This window comes from Allobosea sp. LjRoot90 (assembly GCF_964254315.1).
GTDB lineage: Bacteria > Pseudomonadota > Alphaproteobacteria > Rhizobiales > Beijerinckiaceae > Allobosea.
On sequence record NZ_CAXUTF020000002.1, the window covers coordinates 782,769 to 795,129 of the forward strand.

13 protein-coding genes are annotated in these 12,361 nt (G+C 66.6%); 7 read left to right on the forward strand and 6 right to left on the reverse strand.

All coding sequences use genetic code 11. The annotated features are described in order from the left end of the window. Positions 1-5 precede the first annotated feature (5 nt). Both ACSQ3M_RS10530 and ACSQ3M_RS10535 read right to left on the reverse strand, forming a co-directional pair. Positions 6-1,490, reverse strand: a complete 1,485-nt coding sequence (locus ACSQ3M_RS10530; protein WP_436150010.1) for a TolC family protein — start codon at positions 1,488-1,490, stop codon at positions 6-8. Then, positions 1,487-1,702 (reverse strand): hypothetical protein, encoded by a 216-nt coding sequence (locus ACSQ3M_RS10535; RefSeq protein WP_436150011.1) that lies wholly within the window; start codon positions 1,700-1,702, stop codon positions 1,487-1,489. The genes ACSQ3M_RS10530 and ACSQ3M_RS10535 overlap by 4 nt, the downstream gene beginning before the upstream one ends. A gap of 178 nt (positions 1,703-1,880) precedes the next feature. On the opposite strand from ACSQ3M_RS10535, the gene ACSQ3M_RS10540 reads away from it, so the two are divergent. Together ACSQ3M_RS10540 and ACSQ3M_RS10545 are read left to right on the forward strand one after the other, a co-directional pair. Continuing rightward, positions 1,881-2,645, forward strand: coding sequence for a response regulator (locus ACSQ3M_RS10540; RefSeq protein ID WP_436150012.1), 765 nt, complete (start codon positions 1,881-1,883; stop codon positions 2,643-2,645). Further along, positions 2,645-4,033 (forward strand): ATP-binding protein, encoded by a 1,389-nt coding sequence (locus tag ACSQ3M_RS10545; RefSeq protein WP_436150013.1) that lies wholly within the window; start codon positions 2,645-2,647, stop codon positions 4,031-4,033. Before ACSQ3M_RS10540 ends, ACSQ3M_RS10545 begins: the two co-directional genes overlap by 1 nt. A gap of 7 nt (positions 4,034-4,040) precedes the next feature. Here the strand turns inward: ACSQ3M_RS10545 and ACSQ3M_RS10550 are convergent, their stop codons facing one another. From ACSQ3M_RS10550 to ACSQ3M_RS10565, 4 genes are read right to left on the reverse strand one after another with little or no spacing between them, the layout of a single operon-like run. Beyond that, positions 4,041-4,793 (reverse strand): SDR family NAD(P)-dependent oxidoreductase, encoded by a 753-nt coding sequence (locus ACSQ3M_RS10550; RefSeq protein WP_436150014.1) that lies wholly within the window; start codon positions 4,791-4,793, stop codon positions 4,041-4,043. Next, positions 4,793-6,082: an ABC transporter substrate-binding protein gene (locus ACSQ3M_RS10555; RefSeq protein ID WP_436150015.1), complete on the reverse strand. Its 1,290-nt coding sequence runs from the start codon at positions 6,080-6,082 to the stop codon at positions 4,793-4,795. Before ACSQ3M_RS10555 ends, ACSQ3M_RS10550 begins: the two co-directional genes overlap by 1 nt. 54 nt (positions 6,083-6,136) lie before the next feature. Further along, a complete protein-coding gene (locus tag ACSQ3M_RS10560) occupies positions 6,137-7,438 on the reverse strand; it encodes an ABC transporter substrate-binding protein (protein ID WP_436150016.1) in 1,302 nt (433 codons plus the stop codon). Continuing rightward, entirely contained in the window at positions 7,410-8,201 is a 792-nt protein-coding gene (locus ACSQ3M_RS10565) for a FadR/GntR family transcriptional regulator (protein WP_436150017.1), read from the reverse strand. The genes ACSQ3M_RS10560 and ACSQ3M_RS10565 overlap by 29 nt, the downstream gene beginning before the upstream one ends. 96 nt (positions 8,202-8,297) lie before the next feature. Between ACSQ3M_RS10565 and ACSQ3M_RS10570 the strand changes: the two genes are divergently transcribed. The 5 genes from ACSQ3M_RS10570 to ACSQ3M_RS10590 are packed head-to-tail and all read left to right on the forward strand — an operon-like array spanning position 8,298 to position 12,341. After that, positions 8,298-9,422, forward strand: a complete 1,125-nt coding sequence (locus ACSQ3M_RS10570) for a mandelate racemase/muconate lactonizing enzyme family protein (protein ID WP_436150018.1) — start codon at positions 8,298-8,300, stop codon at positions 9,420-9,422. Then, positions 9,422-10,297 carry a carbohydrate ABC transporter permease gene (locus ACSQ3M_RS10575; protein WP_436150019.1) on the forward strand — a complete coding sequence of 292 codons (876 nt, stop codon included), beginning with the start codon at positions 9,422-9,424 and terminating at the stop codon, positions 10,295-10,297. Before ACSQ3M_RS10570 ends, ACSQ3M_RS10575 begins: the two co-directional genes overlap by 1 nt. Continuing rightward, positions 10,290-11,117, forward strand: a complete 828-nt coding sequence (locus ACSQ3M_RS10580; protein WP_436150020.1) for a carbohydrate ABC transporter permease — start codon at positions 10,290-10,292, stop codon at positions 11,115-11,117. Before ACSQ3M_RS10575 ends, ACSQ3M_RS10580 begins: the two co-directional genes overlap by 8 nt. Before the next feature lie 4 nt (positions 11,118-11,121). Continuing rightward, entirely contained in the window at positions 11,122-12,006 is an 885-nt protein-coding gene (locus ACSQ3M_RS10585) for a DUF6772 family protein (protein ID WP_436150021.1), read from the forward strand. Continuing rightward, a complete protein-coding gene (locus ACSQ3M_RS10590; protein ID WP_436150022.1) occupies positions 12,006-12,341 on the forward strand; it encodes a hypothetical protein in 336 nt (111 codons plus the stop codon). The genes ACSQ3M_RS10585 and ACSQ3M_RS10590 overlap by 1 nt, the downstream gene beginning before the upstream one ends. The last annotated feature ends 20 nt before the right edge of the window (positions 12,342-12,361 follow it).

Here is a 12,361-nt window from a genome sequence, read left to right on the forward strand (position 1 = left end):
CCCGCTCAGTGTCCGCCGCCGCCGGCATCGCCGCCGCCTGCCGCTGCGACGGTGGCCGAGCCGCCGCCTCCGCTGCCGCCACCGATCAGCGCGTGCTTGAAGTCGGTATGGGCGAGCCAGAAGTCGCGACGCGCATTGATTGCCGCGACATTCGAGAGGATGCGGTTGCGGGCATCGGTGATGAGGTCGGTGACGTCGTTCAGCATGCCGCTGTAGTGCAGCAGCGACTGGTCCTGGATGATCTTGCGCAGTGGCAGGACGTTGTTCTGGTACTGCCGGGTGATGTCGTAATTGGCGCGGTAGGCGGTATAGGCCTCGCGCGCCTCCGAGCGGGCATTGACCGCCTTCTCCGCCAGTTTGTTGGCGGCCTGCATATAGGTCTGCTCGGCGAGCGCGACCTTGGACTGGCCGAAATCGTAGATCGGAATGTCGATCTCCAGCTCCAGCGTCTTGCTGCGGCTGGATTCGCGCTCGACATGGCCATCTGCGCCGATGCTGCGGCCGCGGTCATAGGTGCGGCGCCCGAGCAGATCGATATCGTTGACGAAGCGCGTCGCATTGGCGAGGCCGAGCGACTTCGCCAGCGTATCGAGCTCAGCGCGGGCGATCTGGATATCGACGCGCTTGCGCAGCGCCTCGGCCTCGATCGCCTTGACCGATTGCAGCCGCGGCAGCGGCGGCAAGGTGCCGACCCGGAATTTCAGATCTTCGCCCCAGAGCCCAAGCTGGCGAATGAGCCGCTCGCGCTCCTGGAGCTGCTGCTGGCGCGCCTGGGCGAGCTGCACCGTCAGCTCGGCCTCGAAGGCGAACTCGCGCGCCTGGTCGATCTTGTTGACGCCGCCGGACTCGCCGAGCCGCTTGAACAGCTCGGAGGCTGCGTCGGCGGAGCCCTTGGCCTCCTGGTAGAAGGCGACCTGGGCGTTGGCGGCGACCGCGCGGTAGTACTGACGCCGCGCGTCGGCAGCGAGCCTCAGCACCGCCTCGACCGCGCGCAATTGCGCGGTCGCGAAGCGGTCGCCGGCGATCTCGGCCCTGGCCGGCAAGGTGATCAGCGCGAGCAGGCTGCCGACGATCTGGCGCTCGATCTCGACCTCGAAGCGGCCGGAGAGCTTGGAGATGCCGAAGCGCGGATTGGGCGGCAGGCTGGCCGCGACCATCTGCGCTTCGGCGATGCCGAGCTCGTTGAAGGCGGCCTGCAGGCCGCGATTGTTAAGCAGCGCGACCTGCACCGCGGCATCGGCCGTCAGCGGCTTGCGCAGCAGCTGGTCGACCCGCGTCTTCGCGGTCAGTGCGATCTTGTCGTCGCCGATCTTGACCACATCCTTGCCGATCTCGGCGTAAGTCGCGGTCTGGATCGGCGCCATCCCGCCATCGGGCGAAAACCCGGCGCAGCCGCCGAGCAGGACCGCCGTCCCGGCGAGCAGGCCCCAACGCAGCAGGCGGCGGGCATTCGAAGCGGTTGGAGCAGTCAGGCGAAAAGACGGCATCATGATTTCGGTCCGACCTGGCGGTTGAGCTCGCGCCAGTCCTTGGGCTCGGCCGGGCGGAAGCTGGCGGCACCAGCCGTCACGCTGCGATAGGTGATGGCGGGAACGCGGGCGTTCGGATCGGCTGGCCGCGCCAGATGGTCTGGGACCGTGGCGGAGCAGGCGCCCAGCGCCAAACCGACCGCCGCCAGCAACGGCATCTTCACCAACGTCACGATTCGGCGCCCCTTGTTTCGATGCGACAGGGGTAGCAGCGGGCTTTCGCGGGCGTCCGTTACAAATTGTTTCAAAGCGGCGCGGGCAGCCGGGCCGCGAGCGCGCTATGTTCTGCTGACCAGATCGCAGGAGCCCGCTCGCGGGAGCACGGACATTCCGACCGAACCACAGCCAGAGATGGACCCGGCTCCCGCCGCGACGGCCACGGACGACCATGGCCATATCCTGGTGGTCGACGACGATCCGCAGATCAGGCTGCTCGTCGCGCGCTTCCTGCAGCGGCATGGCTACCAGGTCACCGGCGCACCAGACGGGCGCGCGATGATGGAAACGCTGGCTCACAGTGCCATCGACCTGATCGTCCTCGACCTGATGCTGCCCGGACGCTCCGGCGTCGAGCTCTGCCGAGACGTGCGTGCGACCTCGCAGGTGCCGATCGTGATGTTGACTGCCCGGACCGAGGAGAGCGAGCGCATCAGCGGTCTCGAGGGCGGGGCGGACGACTACGTCACCAAGCCGTTCAGCCCGCGCGAATTGCTGGCCCGGATCCGAGCAGTGCTGCGCCGAGCTCGAGCGGGGCGCGGCGCGGCCGTCACGCAGACGAGCGCGATCGTGACCTTTGACGGCTGGCGCATGGATTTGCGACGGCGCGAGCTGCAATCGCCGTCCGGGACGCTGATCGATCTGTCGACCGGGGAGTTCGACCTGCTCGTCGCCTTCGTCGAGCATGCCAATCGCGTCCTGTCGCGGGAGGCGCTGATGCAGTTCGCCAAGGCGCGGATGAGCGACGATCCGTTCGACCGCACGATCGATGTCCAGATCAGCCGCCTGCGCCGCAAGCTCGAAGCCGACGCTCGCGGCGGCCAATTGATCAAGACGATCCGCGGCGCCGGCTACCTGTTCGCCTCGCAGGTCGGGCACCAGCAAGGACAGCCCGCTTGATGTCCTCAGCCAAACGGCTCTGGCCCGATACGGTCGCCAGCCGCGCCATCCTGATCCTGGTCGCGGCGCTGCTCGCCTTCCACCTGCTCGGCTATTGGGCTTATCGCGTCGGCGTCGAGAACCTCGCGACGGCAGGCCAGGACCGGGGTCTCGCCGAACGCATCGTCTCGATCAAGCGGGCGATCGCGAGCCTGCCGCAGGCGCCGGAACGCGACCGCGTCGCGCATGATCTGTCGAGCGCCAGCCTCGAAGTGCACTGGAGTAAGATCAGCCTGGTGCTCGGCAACGCTCCCCTGACCGAGCGGACCCGGGCGATGGAAACGCGGCTCAAGGAACTCGCTCCGGAGCTGGCGGCAGAATCTTTCCGGGTCGGCTTCGCCGATGATGGCGCGCTCGGTGCCGGCGAAGCCAACGCCTACCGGCACATGATGCTGGTCTCGGTCCGGCTCGACGATGGCTCCTGGGTCAATTTCTCCTCCTCAGCGCTCGGCGCCTCGCAGCATCTCGATTGGGGCCTGACCGCGATCATGATCTGCTTTGCCGTCGCCATCGTCGTCGTGGCGCTGCTGCTGCTGCGCTGGGCGACGCGGCCTTTGCGCGATCTCGCTATGGCGGCCGAGCGCTTCAGCCTCGACCAGACACCGCAGCCGCTTCCCGAGAACGGCCCGGTCGAGGTGCGCCGCGCCGCGCGGGCCTTCAACACGATGCGAGAACGCATCCGGCACCTCGTCGCCGAGCGGACGCAGGCCATGGCCGCAGTCTCTCATGATCTGCGCACCCCCATCACGCGCCTGCGGCTCCGCTCCGAATTCCTCGACGATGACGCGACCCGCACCCTGATCGACGCCGATCTCAGCGAGATGGAGGCGATGATCGACTCGACCCTCGACTATCTGCGCGGCGGGACCTCGAGCGAACCGATGCGCCCGGTCGATCTCGCCTCGGTGATCGAGACGATCGTCGACGAGCATGTCGACCAGGGCCACCGCGTCTCCCTGGTCGGGCTGAGCTCGGCTCCCGTCCGAGGCGGGGTTCTCTCCCTGAAGCGCGCCGCCTCCAACATCATCGGCAACGCCGTGAAATATGGAAACGCGGCCAGGGTCACCATCGCCGATGCCGGGGACAGTTACTCCGTCCTCGTCGAGGACGAGGGACCGGGCATCGCGCCAGCCGATAGGGAGCGGGTGTTCCAGCCGTTCGTGCGACTCGAGGAATCGCGTGGCCGCCAGACCGGTGGCTCGGGCCTCGGCCTGACGATCGCGCTGGCCATCGCGCGTTCGCATGACGGCTCGATCGCGCTGGAGAACCGGGCCGAAGGTGGCCTGCGCGTCACGCTCTCCCTACCGAAGCTTTCCGCATCAGGGCGCAGTGAGCCTCCCTCGGCTTGAACGCAGCTCAGAGCCGCATGCCGCCATCGACCGCGATCTCGGCACCGTTGATGTAGGCGCCCTCGGGCGAGCACAACAGCAGCGCCAGGCCGGCACAATCATCGGCGCGACCGAGCCTGCCAAGCGGAATGCGTGCGAGCACCTGTTCCTCCCGTCCGGGCTGAGCCAGAACCGCGCGGTTGCGATCGGTCAGAATCGCGCCGGGCTGGATGATGTTGCAGGTGACGTCCGGGGCGCGCAGGGTTCGCGCCAGGTTGAGGATCATGTTGGTCTGCGCGGCCTTGGTCGCGGCGTAATAGAAATGCGTCGGATTGGGGCGCGCCTCCTGCACGCTGCCGATCGCGATGACCCTGCCGAAGCCGCGCGCCAGCATGCCCGGCAGGAAGGCCTGCAGCAGCCGCACCGTGGCGTGGAGGTTGATCTGCGTCTGAGCCGCCATCGCGGCTTCGGAGACCGCATCCCAGGCCTCGAGGGTTTCGACCGACGCGCAAAGCACGAGGATGTCGGGTTCGGTCCCGTTCGCCGCCAGCTCCGCCGCCATGGCGGAAGGGGCCGCGGCCTCCGCGAGATCGGCGATCAAGGTCGAAGCCGCGAGGTTCGATGTTCGCAGATCCAGAGCCGCCGTGGTCGCGGCCGCGGCGTCCCGATCATGAATGACCGCGTGCGCGCCGGCTTCCGCCAGCCTTGTCGCGATCGCGAGCCCGATCCCGCGTGCCGCGCCGGTGACGAGCGCGGTCCGCCCAGCCAGAACGCCTGCCATCAGCCGAGCAGCGGCTTCACGCGGGCGACCGCATCGTCCATCGCCTGCTGCGGCGGCTTGCGGCCGAGCACGGCCGCCTGCGTTTCCTCGACAAAGATGTCGTGGGCGCGCGCCTGCTCGTCGAAGGCGGGCAGATGGATGCGCGAGGCCTTCAGCGCTGCCGCCTCATCGGCCGCATAGGGCATCGCCACCTTCAGCTTGTCATCGGCATAGGTCGAGATGCGGGTCGGCCCGTTGCCGTTCAGCGCCATCGTCGTCGTGCCGGCCTTCGAGGACAGCGCGCGGATGAACTCCCAGGCGAGTGGCTTTTGCTTGGCGTTCTTCGGGATCATCAGCGACCAGAACTCGACCGTCGGCGCGAACGCCATCTTGCCGGCGAGATCGGCCGCCATCGGCGGCAGCAGTGACTTGAAGCGCCCGCCATATTTGCCCTTGGCGGGATCATTGTAGGAGACCAGCCGGGCGAAGGGATTGATCGTCATCGCCGCCCTGCCCTGCTGCATCCAGGTGGTGATCTCCTCATTGTTCACCGTGGCGAAGTTCCGCGGCAGCACGCCGGTCTTGTAGAGATCGGCGAGGATCGTCAGCGCCTTGACCATGGCCGGTTCATTGGCGGTCAGCTTGCCGTTGGCCGTCATATAGTCACCACCGAGGCAGCGCGAGACCGTCAGGAAGTTCGAGGCGAAGACCGCGGTGAAGGCAAGGCCGTGGACCTGCGTGCCGTCCTCGCGCTTGAAGGTGAGCTTGCGCGCGACCTCGACCAGCTCCTCGAAGGTCGCAGGCAGCTTGCTGACGCCGCGCTCCTCCAGCAGCGCCTCGTTGTAGATCAGCGCATTGGTGGCATGGCGGACGGGGATGCCGTGCAGCGCGCCGTCGACCTTGAGCGGCGCAATCAGGCCGGGCGCGAAATCGTCGAAGGCCTCGATCGGCGCCTCCTTCAGCAGCGCATCGAGCGGCTCGAACAGCTTGAGATTGCGCGGCACGGCGCGGCCGTTGACGAGATAGGCGACGTCGATCGAAGTCTCGGCCAGCGATGCCTCGCGCAGCAACCGCTCATGCACGGCGTTGACGTCGCCGAAGGTGACCCAGTTGAGGTTCGCCCCGCTCGCCTTGCGGAAGGCTTCGGTCGCATCGCCACCCGACCCGGTCGTTGCGGCGGTCTGGTGGACACGGTGGCCGAGCACGGTCAGCGTCTTCGCCTGCGCGAAGACCCGGCTGGACAACATGGATGTTGCGGCTACCGCGCCGGCGAGAGCGCCGAACCGGCGGCGCGAGATCGACTGTGACATGGACTTCCTCCACAAGCTTGTCGGGCGCTGTCGTTGCGCCTTGTCGCGCGGGCCTCAGGCCGGCAGCAGCGGCTGCACACGCTTGACCAGCGAGGCCATCGCCTCCTCCGGCGTCTTCATGCCGAGCACGGCCGCCTCCGCCTCCTCCTTGAAGAGATCGCCGGCGCGGGCCGCCTCGTCGAAGGCCGGCAGTGGCACGCGCGCCACCTTCAGCACCTTCAGCTCCTCGGCCGCGTAGGGCACGGTTCCGGCGAAGCTCTGGTCGGCATAGGTCGAGGCGCGCACCGGCCCGTTGCCGTTGAGCGCCGCCTTGAGCGTCGCCTCCTTCGAGGCCATCGCCTTGATGAAGCTCCAGGCGAGGTCCTTGCGCTTGGCGTTCTTCGGGATGACTATGCCCCAGAACTCGACCTTGGCCGGGGCGGCATCGTATTTGCCCGTCAGCGTCTTCGAGGCCGGCACGGCGATCGTCTTGATCTTGCCTGAGAATTTCGACTTCTGCGGATCGTTGTAGATGCGATTGCGGCCCATGCTCTGCAGGCTCATCGCCGCCCGGCCCTGCTGCATCCAGACATTGACGTCCTCGGGCGAAAGCGTCGCGAAATTGCGCGGGAAGGCATTGGCCTGGAAGAGCTCGCGCAAGGTCCTGATCGCGGTCAGCATCGGCGGCTGGTCGGCGGCGCATTTGAAGTCGGGCGTGATGAACTCGCCATCCCAGGCGCGAGCGAGGTCGATCACGTTGGGATAGGTCACGCCCGGCATGCACAGGCCGACGACCTGCGTGCCATCGGAGCGGCGATAGCTGCAGGCCTTGGCGATCTCGATCATCTCCTCGATCGTCGCCGGCGGCTTGGAGAAGCCCTTCTCCGCCAGGATCTCCTCATTGTAGTGCAGCCCGGAGGAGGCGTGGCGGAACGGCACGGCAAGCTGCTTGCCGCCGACATTCATGCCCTTCATCAATCCCGGGAAGATGTCGGCGAGATCCTCGACCGGATCGCGCTTGAGATAGTCGTCGAGCGGTTCGAACAGGTTCGCGGCGCGCGGCACGACCTGGGTATTGAGGACGAAGCCGACATCGACCGAGGTCTCGCCGAGGCTGGCCTCGCGAAAGAGCCGCTCCTGCAGCGGGCCGGTGTCGAAGGTCGTCCACTGGACGCTGACGCCGTTCTTCGCGGCCCAGTCCCTGGTGATATCGCCGCCCTGCGCGCCGGTCGCGACCGTCTGCATGACGCGATGGGTGAAGACGTTGAACGGCCCGCTTTGCTGCGCACGGGCAGCGCCGGCGCCCAGCGTCGCAAAGCTCAGCCCGAGAACCCCTAAGCCGAACTGCCTACGGTTCAGTCCTGTCTCCGTGCTCATGCCTGTCCTCCCGATGGTTCGCGAGTTCCGCGATGGCGGCTTCTGCCGCTTCGAAATGCTTGTTCATGGCGGCGAAAGCCGCAGCCGGATCACCGGCGCGGATCGCCTCGACGACGCGCACATGCCGCTCGAAGGTGCGCCGCCAGTCGTCCTTGGTGCGCTTCTCGCGCGAATTGAAGATCTCCATCACCTCGCGGATCACCGGCCGCAGACCCCTGATCTGGAAATCGAGCAGACGATTGCCCGAGGAAGCCGCGATGGCCTCGTGGAAATCGAGATCGGCCTCGATCCAGCGCGGCACATGGCCGAGTGCGTCCTCCATGCGGGCGAGGATCAGCTCGAGTTTCTCGACCTCCTCGGCGGAGCGACGCGCGGCGCTATGGGCCGCGATCGGCGGCTCGAGGATGCGGCGCAGCTCGACTGCCTCGGTCAAGCCACTCGGGCGGCCGCGTACGGCGAAGCGATAGAAGCGATCGAGCGGGGCGGCGTCGAGCGCCTGAACCTTTGTTGGCTTGCCTTGCTGGATGTGCACGACGCCCATCGCCGCGAGCTGACGGATCGCCTCGCGGGCAATCGGCTTGCTGACGCCGAAAGAGGCGGCAATCCGCGCTTCCGAGGGCAAGGCGTCGCCGGGCTTCAGCCTGCCGTCCTGGATGGCCTGGGTGATGCGCTGGATCACGGCATCGCCCAGCCGCATCGGCACGACGTCGCCGCCGGCGAATGGGTCGTCGCCACCCAGCAGGGATGAAGCGGCATCGCTCATCGATCACCTCCATTCGATGATCATTGACAGATGCCGCTTAGCTTGGCAACTGTTCAACCTATCAGATAAGTTAAGCACTCAAGAGGACGCCGTCGCATGCCGGCCAGCCGCATCTCAAAGGTCGTCGCACATCCCTTGCGGGCGACGCTGCCCAAGGTCCAGCGGACGTCGCAGGGCGACTATCCGGCGATCGAGATCGTCGTGGTCGAGATCGAGACCGAGGACGGTGTCGTCGGCTTCGGCGAGGGACTCTGCCGCCGCGGCGCCGCCGGCTATGCCCGCTTCATCGAGGAGGCGCTGGTGCCGCGCCTGATTGGGCGTGCTGCAACCGATCGCCGCGCGCTCTGGAAGACGATGCGGGCTGCCCTGTCCGGACGCCCCAGCGGCCAGATCATCGAGGCGATCGCGGCGGTCGACATCGCGCTCTGGGATATCGCCGGAAAGCAGGCGGGCCAGCCGATCCACAAGCTGCTCGGTGGCATGGGCCGCACCGAACTCGCGGCCTATGCCTCCTCGATCAACTGGCTCGATGATGCGACCGTCGAGGCCGAGGTCGCCGCCGTGCTGAAGGCCGGTTTCCGCGAGATCAAGGTCAAGCTCGGCCATCCGCTCCGGGATGCGATCGCTCGCGCGAAACTCGTCCGCAAGCTCGCGGGTGATGACATCGCGCTCTATGTCGATGCCAACTGGGCCTATGATGTCGATGACGCGCTGATCGTCGGGCGGGCGCTGGCCGATCTCGACTATGGCTTTTTCGAGGAGCCGATCGCGCCGCAGGATCGCGAGGGCTATCGCCGCCTCGCCCAGCATCTGCCGATCAGGCTCGCCGCGGGCGAGAGCGACTTCGTCGCCTCGGACGCGCTGATCTCGCTGCAGGACCGCTCGCTCGGGCTGATCCAGCCGGATGTGACACGCTCGGGCGGCATCAGTGAGACCTGGCGCATCTGCGAGCTCGCTGCCGCCTTCAACACGGCCTACGCCCCGCATGTCGGCTGGTCGGGCGCGATCTGCGTCGCCGCCAGCCTGCAGCTCGCCGCCGCGGCCGAAACCTTCCGCACCTTCGAGTGCATGGTCTACCAGAACCCGCTGCGCGACGCCTTCACCCACCCGATCGTCGGCGAGGGATCGCAGCTTGCAGGCGGCAAGCTTTCCGTGCCGCAGGGCCCGGGGCTCGGCATCGAAATCGACCGCGACGCGCTTGCACACTTCAGGATCGCCTGATGAGCGCCCGCACCCCTCTCTCGGCGATCGCGCTGGTCTCGCCGGTCCAACTGATGATCGGCGGCATCATCTTCCTGCCAGCGATCTATGTCTTCTGGCTCAGCCTCAACCAGTCCTCCTTCGGCCAGGCGGCAAGCTTCGTCGGCTTCGCCAACTACGCCAAGGTGCTGGGCGATGCCTATTTCTGGAAGGCGCTCCTCAACACGGTGATCGTCGTCGCCGTGGTAGTGCATGTCGAACTCCTGCTCGGCCTCGGCATGGCACTGTTCTTCGCCTCGGGCGTGCCGTTCCGGCCGCTGCTGCTCGCGATCGTGCTCGCGCCCTATGCCGTCAGCGAAGTCTCGGCGGTGGTGATGTGGCGCTTTCTGTTCGAGCCTGATGTCGGGATGATGAGCCGGCTCCTGATGTCGCTCGGCCTGCCGCCGATCGAATGGGCAGTGAATCCGAGCCATGGGCTTGCCATGGTCAGCCTGCTCTCGATCTGGCTGCATTTGCCCTTCAGCTTCATCATCCTCTATGCGGCCAGGCTCTCGATCCCGAGCGATCTCTACGAGGCAGCCGCGATCGACGGCGCCTCGCCCTGGATCTCGTTTCGCCGGATCACGCTGCCGCTGCTGATGCCGGCACTGCTGATCGCGGCCCTGTTCCGCTACATCTTCGCCTTCCGCCTGTTTTCCGAGGTCTGGCTGATGACCGGCGGTGGGCCGGCGCGCTCGACCGAGGTGATGGCGGTCTATCTCTATCTCGAGGCCTTCCGCTACAACGCCTTCGGGCCTGCCGCCGCCACCGGCTGGCTCCTCGTGCTCGCCTCGCTCCTGCTCGCGCTGTTCTACCTGCGCGGGCTCTACAGGGAGATGTTCGGCAAGCATGCCTAAGCTCCTGCGCTCCCTGCTCAAGCTCGTCGGCGTCGCGGCCATCGTCGCCTGGTCGCTCGTTCCGATCGGCCTGATCGCGATGTCGTCCTTCAAGGCCGATCGCGACATCTTCTCGGCCTCCAGCACCTTCTCGTTCGCGCCGACGCTGGCGAACTACGAGGCGCTCTGGAGCCGCTGGGGCGATTTCTTCTTCGGCCTGTGGAACAGCTTCCTCGTCACGGTCGGCGCGACCGTGCTCGCCGTCGGCGTCTCGCTGCTCGCCGGTTTCGCCTATTCGCGCTTCGCCTCGAAGGGCCTGCAGGCCTCGGCCTTCTTCCTGATCTTCATCCGACTGGTTCCGCCGATCGTGATCACGCTGCCGCTCTTTCCGGTGGTGAACTGGCTCGGCCTCAACGACACGCATTTCGTGCTGATCGTGCTCTACGCCACCTTCTTCGTCTCGCTCGGGACGGTGGTGATGCGCACCTTCATCGACCAGATCCCGCGCGAGCTCGACGAGGCCGCGATGATGGACGGCGCGTCGCAGTTCCAGATCATCATGCGCGTCATCCTGCCGATGGCGGCGCAAGGCATGCTCGCGGTCTCGGTCTTCGTCATCGTCTACACCTGGAACGAGTTCCTCTTCGCCTTCATCTTCACCACCACCAAGGCGAAGACCGCGCCGCTGGTGATCTCCGAGATGATCGGCGCCGTCGAAGGCGTCGAATGGGGCGTGCTCTTCGCCGCCTCGACCGTGCAACTCGTGCCGGTGCTCGCCTTCGTCATCCTCATGCAGAAGCACCTCGTCGCGGGCCTGACCGCCGGCGCGGTGAAAGGGTAAAACAATGACCCAGCTCGACGACATGCGCCGCGCTATCCGCGAGGCCGACCCGCAGCTAAGCCGCTTCGATCCGCTCGCGCGCATCATCTGCCTCGACGATTTCGACCGGGGCATGTGCGGCTGGACCCAGCTCGTCGGCAATTACGAGGACAGCCTCGACGCCATGCTGCCGGGCTATGCCCAGCACAGCCACGCCATGCTCTCGACCCTGCCGAACTGGGATTTCGGCTCGCATGGCGGCGTCGACGGCTCCTATGCGCTGAAGATCGCGACGCGGCCGAAGAAGGGCGCGCAGAACGTCGCGATCAAGCGCTTGACCTTCCGCAAGCCGGGTCCGATCCGGCTCGAGGCCTATTTCACCTTCAAGCCGGAAGCGACCGATCTGCAGCTCTCGGAGACCGATATCCGTTCCTTCGGCTTCCTCTACGATCTCCAGATCGGCGACACCTCAGGACCGGGCGACCGGGTGATGCCGCATCTGCGCTTCCTCAACGCGCAAGACGGCAAGCATCTGCAGAAATGGCAGTTCAAGCGCAAGACGACACCGATCAAGCCGATCGGCGATGCCGGCAAGACGATCACGCATTACCATCTCGCGCCCGATGACTGGGAGGATCTGCCCGGCGGCGAGCAGCGGCTCTGCTACAACGAGATCCCGACCAAGGTGAACTGGCACTATCTGCGCTTCGACTTCGACCTCGCCTCGATGCAGGCGACGCGTTTCCAGGTCAATGACCGCGTCTTCGCCATGGAAGGCTTCGACTGCATCCGCATCCCCGCGATGAAGAACCTGTGGTGCATGCTCAATCTCGCCTTCTTCGCCGAGACCGACACCGACAAGCGCGCCTTCGCCTATCTCGATTCCGTCTGCCTGTCGGGAGAGTTCTGATGCTGCCCGAGAACCTCACCGCCGTCGTCGCCCGCAACGAGAGCTGGACCGGGACAAGCGCGACCGAGCCCTATGAGGCCGGTTGGGCCAAGGAAGCCATCGTCTTCGTGCGCGCGCTGAAGGAGCCGAAAGGAGCGCTGCCCAAGGCCCGGATCGAGATATCCGCCGACGGCATGCACTGGTGCCACGAAGGCTCGGAATTTCCGCTGCCGGCCGCCAAGGACGCGGTGACCTTCCAGCGCCTCGGCCATTTCGGCAATTTCGTGCGCGTGGCCGCAACACTGCCGGATGGCGCCGAGATCACCGTGCTGGTGACGCTGCATCTGAAGGCTTGAGGCAGCCGTCGACCTCGTTG